Below are 16,530 nucleotides of genomic sequence, written 5' to 3'. Positions count from 1 at the left end.
GAATCAGTAGTTTCAATTTATTTATAACTATTTTTAACAGTTCCTAGCACTTCGTGTGACAAAAGTAGACCAAGAATCTAAATTTAAGGATAGAGAATAGATTCTTGGCGAACTCTTTTTTGTCACTAAGGAGAGTACTGTGTTGGTAACTTGTCTTATCTTATGTACAGCTATTTATTGTAGCGTAATGTTAATTTGATGACTTTCTTCGCTATTTAGTTTTGCTAATTTCTCTTTTGATAAGAAAGCATAGGAGTCATCGGTGATGCTGAGTTCAATTCCATTACATTCAGCCGATGTAATAACATAGTCTCCAAAGCCTTTATGATTTGGATTATCATAGTTGATTTGGAATGTTTTTCCAGAGAATTGAGTAGTGATAGAAGCTTTGCCATTTTCATCAAATTGTTCAGCCAAGAGTTTAGGATGAAGAACGAGGTCACCCGCCCTACCTTGAACACCGAACACTTCGGTTACCATAGTTAACATATACCAGCTAGCAGCCCCTGTTAGGTAGTGGTAAACTCCACGTCCATCAGCACGGAAGTACTCGGGAATACCAGGGAAGATATGACTGGTTTCGAAGTCAAGAGAAGTATCAGCGAGAGTTTTTAGAGCTTTCCATCCTTCTTTAGCAAATCCACGGCGATAGAGTGCATTTGCATACATGACTGTCATATGAGAGAAAACGGCACCGTTTTCTTTTTCACCATAAGCAAATCCAAACATGCGACCAAGGTCTGATTTGATTTCTTTAAAGTCAGTATTCAAACGATAACCACCAATTTCTTTACGATAGAGGTAGTGATCGGCACTCCTTGTAATTTTTTGAATTTGCTTATCTGTTGCTACAAAATTCATGATTGGGAAAACTTGTCCAGTTAACATCATGTGGATACGACCATTGTAATCACCATCAGTTGGACGTCCATTGTCGTCATAATAACTGTTGTACCATCCTTCTTCCTCGTTAAGGTCAATCCATTCTTCTTGTTGCAAGTGTTGGCGAAGCCATGTTGCTTTTTGAATAAGATTGAGTGCCAACTCAGAAAGGGGAATAGTAACTTTACGTCCGTTTACGTTATGGAGACATTGGTTAGTGTAGGCATCAAGAATTTGATGTTTACGACCAACATTATCATATATTGCAGTATCTTTCTTAAGGAGGAGACCAATCTCTTCCAAAATTTCAACTGATTGAGTTTGTGTTTGACTTTCAAGTAGTCTTATAAGTGCAGCCAATTCCATCAGATTACCAGAATAGGCAGCAGTAAAAGCAACACTTTCTCCATTTTCATTAGCCATGTCAAGTGCATCATTCCAATCAGCGCCTCTTAAGCGGTAGATGTTATGTTGACCAACTTCATAGAATCCTGTTAGGTGTTGAATGAGTAGGTGCTCTAGAATGCTACCTGTATAAATAGTACCATCCTCTGAACGTTGCTCATTGCCATACGCATCATTCCAGGCTTCATCTAGAGTAGTGCCACGTTTTACGTGTGGATCTTTGAAATATGAGACTTGTTTTGTCAGGATATCAACATCACCAGTCTGATCAATATAAAGTTTTGTTGTAATTAATGGCCATAGGGCATGGTCCATCCAAACTCGGCTAATACCATTTCGGTCGGCTAAGAAGTTACCATCTCCATCACCGATAATAGTAGCATTTGTACCGTCTAGACGTACACCTTTGAAATTATTGACAATCATGTGCCCCACTTGACTAGGTTCCATGAGAAGAAGTGAGAGACAATCTTGCCATAAGTCACGCCATCCTCGGCCCCCTCTACCATAATCATGATGAGGAAGGAAAGAACAACCAAAAATACGACGCAAAAATGGTTGGAAGCAGACCCACTTCATATAATTGTCAAAATTACTGTCTCCGGTTTTGAAATCTACAGTAACTTTATCTTGCCAATATTGTTTCGTTTCTTCTAAAACCTCTTGTACTGTCCCAAGTTTGCTATATTTTTCTCCTATTGATTTGATTGAGTCTTCATTGCGATCAATACCTAAAAGGATAGTAAAGCGCTTACTTTCTCCTGCAGATAAAGTAAAGTTATCAAATCGAAAAGCTCCCATGGCTTCGCGACCATCAATTTGATTATCAGAAGAAACTCCTTCGTAGGATTGATAGACTGCGCGTGGGTGGATAAAGCTTCCGCCCTCCCCAATAAAGGATTCAACTGTAGGATAAAATTCTTGTGGAGTATTTCCATCTTCATCAAAACCAAGAACATAATAGATTTCTTGATTTAATTGGTGTCCGCGTTCATCAAATGACATAGTAGGGCAAACTTCAATACCTGTTTTTGTCGTTTTGATTCGATGAAGCATTGACGTTACATTACGGTGATCACGGATATTATCTGCACTACGACCAAAAATTGGAATCGCAGCATAGGCAGTTAGTTCCTGAGCGACATCTGCGGTATTTGTTACCGAAATTTGCATGATTTCAACATTATCTTCACGAGGAATAAATGTAGTTGTCTCTACTTTAAGGTTAAGTCTGCTGAGCTGACGGTCCAATTTTTGCCACATCAAGCCAGCTGTTAGTTGACTGTCTTCTTGATTATCAGTAAATTTATCAGCTTCTTGTTGAGCAGAAGCACCTGAGATTGATTCTACTGTCCCGTCTTGATTACGTATCCAAAAATTTCTAGTTGAACGATTATTGTGAAGATTATCTACGCTCACTGGCTCAAGTAGAAAAGTTTCTTGATTGATTTTGCTATCACCGCCTAAGTTTGGCGTAATAGCACTCTTTAAACCAACTTCAGAAGCAAGTGGAAAGTACAAGGAACTGATATTTTCGGGTTGTTGAATAGTGAACTCCCCAGTATCATTTTTAAATCTTAATGGCTTCATTAAAATCTCCTTCTTTGAAAGAATTTCTATGGTTTCTATTGTAGTGAAAAGCCCTGGGATAAAAAATAAAAAAGTAGAGAAAAATATCAGAATTATGACATTAACTAAAAAAATACCAATATTCTTATAAATTCGGAAAGTGCAAGGATATTTTATATTTAATTTCAAAAATTCTGTAGAATGCTTACAAACATAGCTTTTTAGAAGAGTTTTTGGGGATTGTTGAAGATTTTTCTTCTATTAAATGCAAGAAAATATTTTAAATAAAAAATATAAAAAAAGTGAAATGAGGTCAAAAATCTGATATTTTTTGAAAAAATATAATATATCAAACTAAATTTACAGGATATAATACAAATACAAAAACACGAGGGAAGACCCTCAACAAAAAAAGGAGACTTATTATGAACAAAAAAGTAAGCGCTTTTATCGCAATCGCACTTGCAGCTGGAACAATGGTTGGATGTTCTTCTAAATCATCTTCCTCAGCATCAGGAGATGTTGAAGAAGGAAAAGTCATTAATATCTACTCTTGGAATGATGAATTCCGTCAACGTGTAGAAGCTGTTTACCCAGAAGTTGAATCAACTTCAAAGGATGGTACAGTAACTACTCTTAAAGATGGTACAGAGATTCATTGGATTGTAAACCCTAACCAAGATGGTGTCTATCAACAAAAACTAGATGAAGCTTTGTTAAAACAAGACTCTGCAGCAGCTGATGATAAAGTAGATATCTTCCTGTCAGAAACTGACTATGTTAATAAATATTCTTCAAAAGATGCTGGTGCAGCGATGGCTTTGAAAGATTTAGGAATTGATCCAGATAAAGACTTGGCTGATCAATATGAGTTTACAAAAGTAACTGCTTCTGACGAAGATGGTGTTCAACGTGGTTCTACATGGCAAACATGTCCAGGTGTCCTTGTGTACCGTCGTGACATTGCAAAAGCAGTTTTTGGAACAGATGATCCAGCAGCTATTGCTGAAAAAACAAAAGACTGGGATACATTGAAATCAACTGCTAAAGAACTTCAGGATAAAGGTTATCTTACATTTGCATCATACGCAGATACTTTCCGTCTATATGGCAATAATATCAAAGAGCCATGGGTTAAAGCCGGTGAAACAACTATCAACGTCGGACCTGAAATTATGGACTGGGTTAAAGACTCTAAAGAGTGGTTGGATGCTGGTTACTTTAATAAAACAGTTAAAGGTCAATGGACTGATGACTGGAACAAAGCAATGGGATCTAAATCAAATGTCTTTGCCTTCCTCTTCCCTGCTTGGGGTGTTGACTTTGTCTTGAAACCAAACTGGGATGGAGATGAAGGTGCATGGGCTGTGACAACTCCACCACAAGAGTACAACTGGGGTGGTTCATACATCCACGGTGCTGAAGGCACAGACAATCCAGAGCATGTTAAAGACATCATCATGGCTTTGACTGGAACAAAAGAAAACCTTTTGAAGATTTCAAAAGATTATCTAGATTTTACAAACACACAATCAGGAATGCAAGAAGCTGCTAAAGATGATAGCTTCACATCTGATTTCTTGGGTGGACAAAATCCATTTGAACAATTTGCACCAGTTGCAGAAAATATCGAGATCGCACCACTTTCAGCTTACGACCAAGGATGTGTTGAATTGATTCAAAACTCATTTAACGACTATCTCCAAGGTAAAGTAAGCTTTGATAAAGCTAAAGCAAACTTTGAAACTGCCATTAAAGAACGTTATCCAGAGATTACTGAAATTAAATGGCCAAACTAATATAAAGTCTAAAGTGTAAAAACACTAAGGCTACTTATTGAACAAGAACTAAGAGCTCTGTCACTATAAACAGACAGAAAGCAAAAAAGACAGAGCTCAAATATGTTCTTGTATATTGTTGAAGGAGTAAGAAAGATGAAACAAAAGCGCAAACGCATTGATTATGGTAAATGGGGATATATTTTTATCTTACCATTCTTCCTGAGTTTCTTTATTTTTTCTTTTATTCCATTGGTAGACACGGTAAGATATAGTTTTTATGAATATTACCGTTCAGGAATTAGGGAAATTGGTCCGACTTTCATTGGTTTAGAAAACTATGCCAATCTATTGAAGTCAGATATGTTAAGATACGCTGGGAATACCATGATTCTATGGATTATTGGGTTTGTACCTCAGATTGGAATTGCCATGCTTTTGGCAAACTGGTTTGTGGATGCGCGTCTAAAAATTCGTGGTAAACAGTTTTATAAGGTAGTTATTTACCTTCCGAACTTGATTATGGCATCTGCATTTGCTATGCTTTTCTTCACCCTCTTTTCAACAAATGGTCCTATGAACTCTATTTTGACTTCACTAGGATGGATTAAAGAACCGATTGATTTCATGGGGACAGCTTTCGGGACACGTTCTTTGGTTGGTGTCATGAACTTCCTTATGTGGTTTGGTAATACTACAATTATGCTCATGGCGGCAATCATGGGAATCAACCCAGATATTTTTGAAGCAGCTGAAATTGATGGTTGTAACAGTCGCCAGCGTTTCTTCTATATCACTCTTCCGATGATTCGCCCAATTCTTGCTTACACCTTGATTACTTCTATTATCGGTGGTTTGCAAATGTTTGATGTGCCACAAATTTTGACAAATGGTCAAGGTGCACCAGACCGTACATCGACAACATTAATTATGTTCCTAAATAATCATTTGAAGAGTAAAAACTATGGTATGGCCGGTGCCTTATCTGTATATCTCTTCATTGTAAGTGCTATTCTTTGCTGGTTTGTCTATAAGATGACAAATAATGAAGTGAAAGCAACAAAACAAAGAGCTAAAAAATTAGCTAAGAAGGCATAGTGAGGTGAAAAAAATGTCAACAAAAGCACAAAATCGATTACGACTTATTGTGGCACATTTTGTATTAATACTCCTTTCATTTATGTGCCTTTTCTTCTTCTATATTTTGATTATCAATGCAACGCATTCACATGCTGAATTGCAAAAAGGATTTTCTGCCTTGCCAGGATCTTCCCTTTTTGACAACCTTAAGAAGGTTGCAAATGATGGTAGTTTCCCAATGTTCCGTGGTATCTTAAATAGTTTACTGGTGTCAGGAGCTACTGCAGCTATTTGTACCTATTTCTCAGCATTAACAGCTTATGGACTTTACGTTTATGATTTCAAATTGAAAAAAATTGCCTTTACTTTTATCTTGGCGATTTTGGTAATGCCAACACAGGTAACATCAATGGGATTCTTGCGTTTGATTACAAACATGGGAATGTATGACAGCCTCTTGCCATTGATTATTCCATCTATCGCATCACCAGCGGTGTTCTACTTCATGTACAGTTACATGCAAGCATCACTACCTATTTCAATGGTTGAAGCAGCGCGTATCGATGGTTCTAATGAATTTAGAACATTTAATACAATCGTATTGCCAATCATGAAGCCAGCAATTGCGGTTCAAGCAATCTTTACATTCGTAGGTTCTTGGAATAACTACTTCATTCCAGCTTTGGTTATCCAATCAAAATCTAAGATGACAGTCCCAATTCTAATTGCGACACTACGTGGTGCGGACTACATGAGTTTTGATATGGGTAAAATCTACACAATGATTTTGGTTGCTATTGTCCCAATTATTATTGTTTACCTCTTCCTTTCAAAATACATCATCGCAGGTGTTACACTTGGTGGTGTGAAAGAATAGGTTGTTTACAACCCTTCCTATATGACTTTTAAATTGATATTTTTCCAGCAACTCCTAAGCTCTCATGAGGGCTGCTGGTTTAATATCTTTTTGATTGACATTTTATTTAAGCGCTTCCAGTTTCGGCCTTTTGAAAATAGCAGAGCTATTATTCTGAAAACAGTGTCTTGCTAGCGAAGCGTGAGACGTGTTTATAGTGTATTGAGATGAGATTAAACTTTTGTCACTGAATCGACCTGCCGTTAGTACAATTGACACCTCCTAATTTAGTTTATATTCTTTTAAAATCAAAATAATAGATGCCAGTTTAGACTTGGCGCACTTTGGTACTACCTTCGTCTCACTTCCTTTTCTGATTTTGATTTTATTTTAATATCATATCTATCTCAATTCACTATTGTTAATTCAGTTATCAAAAAAATATAAAAACGGAGACTTTTTATGACAAAAAAACATGTTCTAAAATGTGTATGTTATGCTGCAGCATTGTGCAGCTTGCAAGTTGGTTTGGCGACTGTTTCAGCCGAAGATGATGTGACAGTTTCAACACAAGCAGATACAACTCAGCTTACTACTACAGCCACAGAAGCTGATTCTGTTGATACAAGTTCAGACGTTTCTTCAGCAGGCGATGTTGATCAAAACACTACTGGTACAGAAGCAGATGCTTCGACAGTTGTTGAGGATACTGGAGCTTCTGTAACTGAAGAAGCTCCAGCAGACGCACCTGTAGCTGAAGAGGCACCAGCGGAGGCAGCTGCAACAGAAGAAACAGCTGAAAAAGCTTTGCCAACAGAATTTAGAACTGAATTTGATACATTCGATGAAGCAACTATGGCAAAAGCTGATTGGTGGAATGGAAATCCATTTGGAGCTGTCTGGAAACCAGAAAATGTTAAGGTTGAAAATGGGATTATGACGCTTACCATTGATAATGGAACAGATGAAACTGCACCGGTTCCATTCATCTCAGGTGAATTGCGTACTCAAGAATTTTTCCACTATGGTACTTATACAATTAGCATGAAACCAATTAAAAATCCAGGTACAGTAAGTTCATTCTTCACTTACACTGGTCCAAGTGATGATAATCCTTGGGATGAAGTAGATATTGAGTTCCTAGGGAAAGATACGACTAAAATTCAATTCAATTACTTTACCAATGGTGAAGGAGAACATGAGTTTGTTTATGAACTAGGATTTGATGCTTCTGAAGATTTCCATACTTATGCATTTGATTGGCAAGAAGATTACATTACCTGGTATGTTGATGGGGTAGCTGTCCACACAGCAACTGAAAATATTCCAGTGACTCCTGGTAGAATTATGATGAATGCTTGGCCAGGTACTGGTGTTGATGACTGGTTGGAACCATATGACGGAACTACTCCACTTGTTGCTTATTATGACTGGATGACCTATGAGGCAACAGCACCTAAACCACTCTCATCAGAAGAACCAGCTGAGGATGATGTTACTGAAACTCCAGATAATGAAGAAGTACCTTCAGAAGATGATGTTACTGAAACTCCAGATAATGAAGAAGTACCTTCAGGAGATGATGTTACTGAAACTCCAGCAGAAAAAGATTCTGAGGATAAAGGTAATAAAAATGTTGAAACTCCAGCAGCTGAAAAAGAAGCGCCAAAAGCTGGTGATGCAAAAGTTGCTAAGAGTGATGATAAAGAATTGCCAAGTACTGGTGAAAAATCAGGATTAATGGCTTCTCTAGTAGGTATTGTTCTTCTAGCAGGAGCTGCTATTTTCAAACCAAAAAGAAGAAAAGGATAATTCTTTTTGGAATTTAGTCAAAAATCAATAAATCCAATTTAGATAAGGATGGAAAGTTACTATAATGGAAAATAAGAATCCCCAATTTGGGACAAAGTTTGAATCTTACGAAGAAAGTTTTATGGAACTTAGAACAGGCTCAAATGGAGACATGTTCAACTGTATTTGGGAACCAGAAAATGTTGAATTTAGAGACAATCTGATGACCTTGAAAATTGACAGTGATGGACAAGGTGGGTTCACAGGAGGTGAATGGCGAACTAGAGACTACTTTAGCTATGGTTTCTATGAGGTTTCCATGAAACCAATCAAAAATCCTGGTGTAGTAACATCCTTCTTTACCTATACTGGCCCAAGCGATGGAACAAAATGGGATGAAATCGATATCGAATTCTTAGGTAAAGATACAACCAAGGTTCAGTTTAATTATTTTACTGATGGACAAGGTAATCATGAGTATTTATTGGATCTTGGATTTGATGCAAGCCAAGAATTTCACCGTTATGGATTTGATTGGCAAAAAGATAGCATCACTTGGTATGTTGATGGAGTAGCAGTTTACACGGCAACTGAGAATATTCCAGAAACACCAGGTAAAATTATGATGAATGCTTGGCCGGGAATTGGTGTTGATGATTGGCTAGATGCCTATGACGGGCAAACTCCGCTTTATGGTTACTACGATTGGATGTCATACAAAGCACCAGAAGAAATTTTGGACACTGAGGACCTTCAGTAGTCAGCATAGAGATTGGAATAATAGACAACATTAACTATAATAACCACACTTTCAAGAGGTTTTAAATAAAATTACCTTTGACAGTGTGGTATTTTTTAAAATATGCTGGGTATATTTTAATAGTGAGGTACATATATGCTGAAAAAATATTTTCGAGTAGTCGCCCTTCTAACTATTTTTTTGGGACTTAAATGTCAAGGAACAGTTAGTGCCCAATCGAGTCATTATAGTACTGGATTTGATAGATATGAAGCTAGTCATATGGAGCTTAGAAGCGGTACAAATGGTGGCATGTTTAATTGTACTTGGAAACCAGAAAATATAGCTTTTAACGGTGGAGTTATGTCTCTAAAAATCGACGGTGACGGCCGTGGAGGCTATACTGGAGGAGAGTGGCGTACAAGAGATTATTATGGTTATGGCTTGTATCAGGTTCGTATGAAACCTATAAAAAATTCAGGCGTTGTCAGTTCATTTTTCACTTATACAGGACCAAGTGATGGAACAAAATGGGATGAGATCGACATTGAATTCTTGGGAAAGGACACAACCAAGGTTCAGTTTAACTATTTCACAGATGGAAAAGGTGATCACGAAAAACTTTATGATTTAGGTTTTGATGCATCGGCAGCCTTTCATACTTATGGTTTTGATTGGCAAAAAGATCGTATCACTTGGTATGTTGATGGCAAAGCAGTTTATACAGCGACAAACAATATACCGGAAACACCAGGCAAAATTATGGTGAATGCTTGGCCAGGAATTGGTGTAGATGAGTGGCTTGCACCATATAATGGTCGTACGCCTCTATATGCCTATTATGATTGGATTAGCTACGATGGATCAACTTCAAGCGCTAATTCTTCATTTTCATCTGGAAAAACATATAAAATCGTTTCAAAAAATAGTGGCTATGCTTTGGATCTTGCTTGGGGTGATAGTAAGAATGGAGCCAATATCTTACAATACCCATATCAAGGTAATTTAAACCAAAAATGGTTGTTAAAACCGATTTCAAATGGTTATTATATCATTGAGAATAGTTTATCTGGGAAAGTCTTGGCTACTCAAGATAAGACAGCGAAAGATGGTGGCAATGTATGCCAGTGGGAATATCAATATCATCCAAGTCAGGAATGGGAGATTATTTCGATTGGTGATAACCTTTATAAGATTGCTAATCGTCAGACTGGCTTGTTATTAAATGTTTCCTACGCTAGTAAGGATAGGAATGCTAATATTGAAGTTTATCATGATGTCAATAGTCCAGCACAAAGTTGGTGGATTGATCTTGCAAATTGATAAATTGACGATAGTTTGATTGTTTTAAATCTTCCTGTTTTTCGGTAGATTTTTTGAAGAAACCGATTTGTTAGGACGTATGACGAAAATGAAATCGACTTTGAAAATTTGATGCATGGTCAATTATTAATATGATATAATGATTTACGGCATCGCTTTCTTTTTTTAATATAAATAGATAGAATAAAAAAGATGTGATACGAGAAAGTATAAAAATCGGGGGGATATAATGAATTACAAAGATGAATGGAAACTTTTTGAAGCCAGTGATAATGCAGATGAAGTTGCCCACCGCCCATTGACAGAAGAATTCCGGTTTTATCAGGCTGTTGCTGGTGGGGATGTTGAAGCTGTAAGAAAAAATTGTGAGCAGGAGAGATTTACAGAAAAAGATGGTGTCGGTAAATTATCACGTAACCCTGTTACCAATTTAAAATATCATTTTGTCATAACAACTGCACTTGTTACGCGCATGTGTGGACAAAAAGGAATGGAATTAGAGCAGGCATTTAGATTGAGTGATTTTTACATTCAAAAATTAGATGACCTTCATACTGTCCAAGAAGTTCAAAATTTACATGATGAAATGGTAATTGATTTTACAGAAAAAATGCGTCGAAGTATTCAAAAGGATGTGACGTCAAAACATATTTCAGCTTGTAAAGATTATATCTATTGTCATATAAAAGAGCGTATCACGGTAGATCAGCTTGCCGCAGAATACGGTGTATCTTCAAGTTATCTATCTCGTTTGTTCAAAAAGGAAGTCGGCATTTCAGTCAGTGCCTATGTCCGTAACAAGAAAATAGAGGTTGCTAAGGATTTGCTGAAATTTAGTAATTTCTCCATGATTGAAATCGCCAATCATCTATCCTTTTCATCTCAAAGTCACTTTATTCAGCAGTTTAAAGATACTGTGGGCATGACACCTAAAAAATATCGGGATACTAATCATACAGTTAAGTGGGATAAAAATTTAGTTGAAGAATAGAAAGCAGGAATGGACAGATTTGTCCATTCCTTTTAATCTTACAAAGCACAGAATTTCCATGTCTAATTTTGAATACAAGAAGGCGCAAGACTAGCTCTTTCATGTTATAATAAGAACATGAATATTTTCGATACCCATACCCACCTCAACATTGAAGACTTTGCAGGACGCGAAGCAGAAGAATTGGCCCTAGCCAAAGAAATGGGCGTAACCCGCCACAATGTTGTTGGTTTTGATCACAAGACAATCCAACGTGCTCTGGAATTAACTGAGATTTACCCTGAAATTTACGCGACAATCGGCTGGCATCCGACCGAAGCAGGAACTTATAACGACCAAGTTGAAAATTGGTTAGTTGAGCAACTTGCCCATCCCAAAATTCTTGCCCTTGGCGAGATTGGACTTGATTACCACTGGATGACTGCTCCAAAAGAAGTCCAGATTGAGGTCTTCAAGAGCCAGATTCAGCTCTCTAAAGACCATGACCTGCCTTTCGTCGTTCACACCCGTGACGCCCTAGAAGACACTTATCAAGTCATTAAAGAAGCAGGTGTTGGCCCACGCGGTGGTATTATGCATTCTTATTCAGGTTCTTTGGAAATGGCGGAGCGCTTTGTCGATTTGGGCATGACCATCTCATTTTCTGGTGTGGTGACCTTTAAGAAGGCTTTGAATGTCCAAGAAGCTGCGCAGCTATTGCCCTTAGACAAAATCTTGGTTGAAACTGACGCACCTTATCTAGCTCCAGTTCCAAAACGAGGTCGTGAAAACCGCACCGCTTACACCCGCTATGTTGTTGATAAAATCGCAGAGCTTCGCGGACTTACATCAGAAGAAGTCGCGCAAGCCACCTACGACAATGCACAAAAGCTCTTTGGACTGACAGACTAGTATTAAAAGAAAAAATGATGACAGAAAAAATTAAAATACAGGAAGTTTTGGTCGTTGAAGGCAAGGACGATACTGCCAATTTGCGTCGTTTTTACGATGTCGACACCTACGAAACACGAGGCTCCGCTATTGATGAGGACGATTTAGAACGCATCCAAAAGCTCAATGACCTGCGTGGAGTTATCGTTTTTACCGACCCAGACTACAATGGCGAGCGCATCCGTAAAATCATTATGCAGGCTGTCCCAACTGCCAAGCACGCCTTTCTCAATCGTGACGAAGCCAAACCAGGATCCAAAAGCAAGGGACGCTCGCTGGGCGTAGAACATGCTTCCTTTGAAGATATTCAAAAGGCTCTTTCTGGTGTCCTCGGTCACTATGACGATGAGAACAACTTCGATATCAGCAAGTCTGACCTCATGCGCCTTGGCCTTCTTATGGGAAACGACAGCCGCAAACGCCGTGAGTATTTAGGAGAAAAGCTTCGCATCGGTTACAGCAACGGCAAACAACTAATCAAACGCTTGGAACTCTTTGGGATAAGCTTAGCTGAAGTTGAAGAAGTTATGGGGAAATATGAAGGATGAAGAAAATCACCCTTCTACGCGGTGTCACACCTGTCGGTCAAAATAAGATTCCCAAAATGTCCTATTTGGTTCAAATATTAGAAGAAGCTGGCCTGAATAAAGTTAAAACCTATATCCAATCTGGTAATATCATTTTCGAGACTGATTTATCTGATAAGGAAGTGGCTCAGCTCATTCACGACACCATCAAAAGTAAAATCGGTGCCGATTTGGCAGTCATTATCAAAGACTAGAAGCAGCTTGACATGGCTGTAATTGAAAATCCTTTTGATGAAAACTATGATTTTTCCAGAGCCCATCTGGTTTTTACAAATGATGAGATTAATAGACTGAATTTAGACCAACTCTTAAGTCAAGATTTTGGAGATGAAGAACTTCATGCTGGCAATCAGTGCCTCTATATATACTTACCTAGAGACGCCAAGAAGAAGCGTCTCAACACCAACTATCTTGAAAAACAGCTGGGGATTGTTGCGACTATGAGGAAGCTCAGTGTAGTTTCTCGTTTGAGTGAGATGACAAAATGAAAATTACAGAGAATTACGAGGGATGATAATGGAAATTTCTCCTGCTTATAGAATGGAGCTAATCTATCGGGTAAAAGAAGAGATTTTTAATAAGTATAGTAGTTATGATGGAGCAGAACGGTATGTAAAGTTTTGGAAAGAAAACTACGCTAATTATGAATCGGATTTTTATATTAGTTATTTTGAGAGCGGAAATAATCAAGGGAAAATAAATTTGTATGATACTTTGGGGAATATTGCAGCTGAAGTACCAGAGAAATTACTAAGAATGGCTATTGATTTAGGAATTGAGACCCCAGACTTCATTCCCTCAATCCCAACATTTAGAAATAAAATAAAAGTTGAGTATAAAAATGCATCAAAAAGTTTTGAAAAGGCTTTTCAGAATATTGAAGAAGACCCTCAAGAAGCTGTCGGGAGTGCAAATTCTATATTAGAGAGTATTATCAAAGAGATTCTTTCAGATGACAGATTTGCAGATATAGATTCTTCAAAGGCAACAAGTGGTAAACTAGTAAAACAAATTTTAAAGGCATTTCAACTCAATCCAGATAGTCCTGAATTACCTGATGAAATGAAAGCGATAGGTAGCTCCTTGATAACAGTTGCAAAGGCAATTGAGGATTTGAGGAGTGACAAAACACTTCATCATGGTCAAGAATCAGAGAAATATCTAATTGATCAACCTTTATATGCATACTTTGTTGTTAATGCTTGTGCTACATTTGGCTTGTTTTTAATTGATTTTTACGAAAATAAGTTTCCAAAGCCAGTTGTTTCTTTTGAAGTTTTAGAAGATGAATTACCGTTTTAATGTGATTGAAGGAAAAGTACCGTATTAATTAATTCACAGTGTGCTGTTTTACGGTGATTTGAATTAATGAAAGTAGAGGTGAATTCAATTCGTAATGAAGATAGTTTAATATTTGAAATTATGTTATAATATTCACGCGTATGATTAGATTTTTGACTTGTGTGTTCGCAAGTATTAGCGATAATGGGTATGGTAGTGTTTAGCTCACTCCAGTATATCTACTTAGAGAAATCGAATGTCAGCTACTAAGAAAACTGTATTAGTAGAAGCCGTAAACTATTTCGGAAGTATTTCTTTACTGTCGTTCGCATAAGAGTTTTCATACGCTTTTTTTTGTTTTACTAAGGAAACACATAATGAACAAGCTAAAACAATTAGAGTCAAAAGACGATTTTGCAAGACTTCTTGGATTTCAAAATAGTAAGTATATCAATTACTTATTATATAGTGTGGGAACGGACAATTTGTATAAAACATTCTCTATACCCAAGAAAGGCGGGGGAGAGAGAATTATTAACGCTCCCAAAAAAGAACTGAAATTTCTACAGAGGAAATTGGCAAATGTTTTATGGGATTCATACATAGATAGTTTAAAATTAAAATCTAAAGACAAGAAATTCAAAATCCCTATGTTATCACATGCTTTTGAAAAAAATAAAAGTATTATCACAAATGCGCAGGTACATAGGAATAAAAGATATATTATAAATATTGATTTAAAAAACTATTTTGACAGTTTTAATTTTGGAAGAGTAAGGGGATTCTTTCTTAAAGACAGAGATTTTTGTGTCACTCCAGATATAGCTACCATAATTGCACAGATTGCATGTTACCAAGGTAAGTTACCACAAGGAGCGCCGTCTTCGCCGATAATTACAAATTTGATAACTAGAATTTTAGATTACCGTATTGTAAAAATAGCCAAAAAATACCGTTTCACATATACTAGGTATGCTGACGATATGACTTTCTCTACAAATCGTGACTTGTATTCAAATAAGTTGCAAGCGACTAAGGAATTAGAAAAATTTTTAAGAGAGTTGAATGAATTAGTTATTTCATCTGGTTTCGAAATTAATTCACAAAAGACGCGGTTAAGTAATGAAATGCAACGTCAAGAAGTAACGGGGCTTGTCGTTAATAAAAAGTTGAGTATAAAAAGAGAATATATTAAGAATACACGAGCAATGGCTTTTAGGTTGTATAAGGATGGTTATTTTGAAATTGATGGAAAACTTGGAACAATTGACCAGTTAACTGGTCGATTTGCTTTTATCTTCCAAATAAACCAGGTTAACAATTATTTACTTTACAAAAAATCTTTAGTAAAAAATAATCTCGAATTTCAAAAAAATTTGCTAGCACAGCAAACTCTTAAAAAATCAGAATCGAAATATTATTGGAAGTATATTTTTTACGCTAGGGATTTACGGAAAGAATTATTCTACAACGAGAAACATAAGACTTATAATCTCCCCACAGAGTTCTATGATATTAGCAAAAATGAAAAAAGAATGTACATGAGTTTATTTGATTCAAAAGAAAAAGAGTACAAAAAATTTCTTTTTTATAAATATTTTTTTGGAAATGATAAGCCAATAATAGTGACTGAAGGCATAACTGATCCAAGGTATATAAAAGCGGCTCTAAAAAGTCTTCATCAACAATATCCTGAATTGATTGAGAAAGTTGATGATAAATTTATATACAAAGTAGAATTTTTAAATCATAGTAATACGATAGAATACTTGTTTAATGTCCCAGAGGGTGGAGAAGGTTTCAAGTATTGGTATAATTATTTTTCTAATAAAGAGAACTTTCCGATGGATTCAAATGAAAAAATACTATACCCTAATTATATAGACTATTTCCAAAAACTAACAATCAGAAAACCCAAAAATCCAACAATGTTTTTATTTGATAACGAACCTACTGGAAGTCCTCTATACAATTTTGCTAGGTATGCAAAGGATTTAGATATTAATTCAAATAATTTGAATCAAATTAGACAACCAATGTTGAATTATAGGATTAACCGAAAATCTAGTTTATACTTGATGTTGACTCCGTTGATAATGGGAAGTAACTCATCGGATATCGAAGATCTATTGTTGTCAAAAAATACTCCTCCTATATTAAAAGGGAAAAGTTTTTCTAAGGGAGGAGGAAGCAATAATTATGGTAAAGATGTATTTTCGAAATATGTTTTGAAAAAATACAGTCAATTTGATTTCTCGGATTTTTGTCCACTGTTAGACAAAATAAGAGATAATATTTTAGATTATAGAAAATAGGTA

12 protein-coding genes and 1 pseudogene are annotated in these 16,530 nt (G+C 36.5%); 12 read left to right on the top strand and 1 reads right to left on the bottom strand.

The genetic code is table 11. From position 1 onward, the window contains the following. Positions 1–174: 174 nt before the first annotated feature. Positions 175–2,877: a GH36-type glycosyl hydrolase domain-containing protein gene (locus F601_RS0106955; protein ID WP_018164951.1), complete on the bottom strand. Its 2,703-nt coding sequence runs from the start codon at positions 2,875–2,877 to the stop codon at positions 175–177. 404 nt (positions 2,878–3,281) lie between these two features. Between F601_RS0106955 and F601_RS0106950 the strand changes: the two genes are divergently transcribed. The 12 genes and pseudogenes from F601_RS0106950 to F601_RS0106890 all read left to right on the top strand — a co-directional run bounded on the left by F601_RS0106950 (position 3,282) and on the right by F601_RS0106890 (position 16,527). Further along, a complete protein-coding gene (locus tag F601_RS0106950; RefSeq protein WP_018164950.1) occupies positions 3,282–4,655 on the top strand; it encodes an ABC transporter substrate-binding protein in 1,374 nt (457 codons plus the stop codon). 135 nt (positions 4,656–4,790) lie between these two features. After that, complete coding sequence (locus F601_RS0106945) at positions 4,791–5,732, top strand: carbohydrate ABC transporter permease (protein ID WP_018164949.1); 942 nt, start codon at positions 4,791–4,793, stop codon at positions 5,730–5,732. Positions 5,733–5,745: 13 nt separating this feature from the next. Beyond that, positions 5,746–6,591, top strand: a complete 846-nt coding sequence (locus F601_RS0106940; RefSeq protein WP_018164948.1) for a carbohydrate ABC transporter permease — start codon at positions 5,746–5,748, stop codon at positions 6,589–6,591. A gap of 441 nt (positions 6,592–7,032) precedes the next feature. Beyond that, positions 7,033–8,382, top strand: coding sequence for a beta-glucanase (gene bglS, locus F601_RS13630; RefSeq protein ID WP_018164947.1), 1,350 nt, complete (start codon positions 7,033–7,035; stop codon positions 8,380–8,382). 64 nt (positions 8,383–8,446) lie between these two features. Beyond that, positions 8,447–9,121, top strand: coding sequence for a beta-glucanase (bglS, locus tag F601_RS0106930; protein WP_018164946.1), 675 nt, complete (start codon positions 8,447–8,449; stop codon positions 9,119–9,121). Between the two features lie 135 nt (positions 9,122–9,256). Next, on the top strand, positions 9,257–10,423 hold the full coding sequence (gene bglS / locus F601_RS13625; RefSeq protein ID WP_211205909.1) for a beta-glucanase: 1,167 nt from the start codon (positions 9,257–9,259) through the stop codon (positions 10,421–10,423). Between the two features lie 229 nt (positions 10,424–10,652). Beyond that, complete coding sequence (locus F601_RS0106920; protein WP_018164944.1) at positions 10,653–11,414, top strand: AraC family transcriptional regulator; 762 nt, start codon at positions 10,653–10,655, stop codon at positions 11,412–11,414. Between the two features lie 117 nt (positions 11,415–11,531). Further along, the gene (locus tag F601_RS0106915; RefSeq protein ID WP_018164943.1) at positions 11,532–12,305 is read left to right on the top strand and encodes a TatD family hydrolase; all 774 of its coding nucleotides are present in this window, start codon (positions 11,532–11,534) and stop codon (positions 12,303–12,305) included. Between the two features lie 17 nt (positions 12,306–12,322). Further along, positions 12,323–12,892 carry a ribonuclease M5 gene (gene rnmV, locus F601_RS0106910; protein ID WP_018164942.1) on the top strand — a complete coding sequence of 190 codons (570 nt, stop codon included), beginning with the start codon at positions 12,323–12,325 and terminating at the stop codon, positions 12,890–12,892. Next, positions 12,889–13,419, top strand: a pseudogene (locus F601_RS13110) (DUF1697 domain-containing protein). The gene rnmV and the pseudogene F601_RS13110 overlap by 4 nt, the downstream one beginning before the upstream one ends. A gap of 22 nt (positions 13,420–13,441) precedes the next feature. Further along, positions 13,442–14,233: an abortive infection family protein gene (locus F601_RS0106895; RefSeq protein ID WP_040833428.1), complete on the top strand. Its 792-nt coding sequence runs from the start codon at positions 13,442–13,444 to the stop codon at positions 14,231–14,233. 356 nt (positions 14,234–14,589) lie between these two features. After that, the gene (locus F601_RS0106890) at positions 14,590–16,527 is read left to right on the top strand and encodes a retron Ec67 family RNA-directed DNA polymerase/endonuclease (RefSeq protein WP_018164938.1); all 1,938 of its coding nucleotides are present in this window, start codon (positions 14,590–14,592) and stop codon (positions 16,525–16,527) included. The last annotated feature ends 3 nt before the right edge of the window (positions 16,528–16,530 follow it).

Origin of the sequence: Streptococcus henryi DSM 19005 (assembly GCF_000376985.1) — a bacterium.
GTDB classification, from domain to species: domain Bacteria; phylum Bacillota; class Bacilli; order Lactobacillales; family Streptococcaceae; genus Streptococcus; species Streptococcus henryi.
The sequence above is the reverse complement of the archived record's forward strand: the minus strand, read 5'-3'. Positions and strand labels throughout refer to the sequence as shown.

What these genes read in the sequence shown, in the direction of transcription:
- F601_RS0106950 (WP_018164950.1), top strand. Translation starts at nt 3,282, where the DNA reads ATGAACAAAAAAGTAAGCGCTTTTATCGCAATCGCACTTGCAGCTGGA.
- F601_RS0106915 (WP_018164943.1), top strand. Translation starts at nt 11,532, where the DNA reads ATGAATATTTTCGATACCCATACCCACCTCAACATTGAAGACTTTGCA.
- F601_RS0106890 (WP_018164938.1), top strand. Translation starts at nt 14,590, where the DNA reads ATGAACAAGCTAAAACAATTAGAGTCAAAAGACGATTTTGCAAGACTT.
- bglS (WP_211205909.1), top strand. Translation starts at nt 9,257, where the DNA reads ATGCTGAAAAAATATTTTCGAGTAGTCGCCCTTCTAACTATTTTTTTG.
- F601_RS0106920 (WP_018164944.1), top strand. Translation starts at nt 10,653, where the DNA reads ATGAATTACAAAGATGAATGGAAACTTTTTGAAGCCAGTGATAATGCA.
- F601_RS0106895 (WP_040833428.1), top strand. Translation starts at nt 13,442, where the DNA reads ATGATAATGGAAATTTCTCCTGCTTATAGAATGGAGCTAATCTATCGG.
- bglS (WP_018164947.1), top strand. Translation starts at nt 7,033, where the DNA reads ATGACAAAAAAACATGTTCTAAAATGTGTATGTTATGCTGCAGCATTG.
- rnmV (WP_018164942.1), top strand. Translation starts at nt 12,323, where the DNA reads ATGACAGAAAAAATTAAAATACAGGAAGTTTTGGTCGTTGAAGGCAAG.
- F601_RS0106945 (WP_018164949.1), top strand. Translation starts at nt 4,791, where the DNA reads ATGAAACAAAAGCGCAAACGCATTGATTATGGTAAATGGGGATATATT.
- F601_RS0106940 (WP_018164948.1), top strand. Translation starts at nt 5,746, where the DNA reads ATGTCAACAAAAGCACAAAATCGATTACGACTTATTGTGGCACATTTT.
- F601_RS0106955 (WP_018164951.1), bottom strand. Translation starts at nt 2,877, where the DNA reads ATGAAGCCATTAAGATTTAAAAATGATACTGGGGAGTTCACTATTCAA.
- bglS (WP_018164946.1), top strand. Translation starts at nt 8,447, where the DNA reads ATGGAAAATAAGAATCCCCAATTTGGGACAAAGTTTGAATCTTACGAA.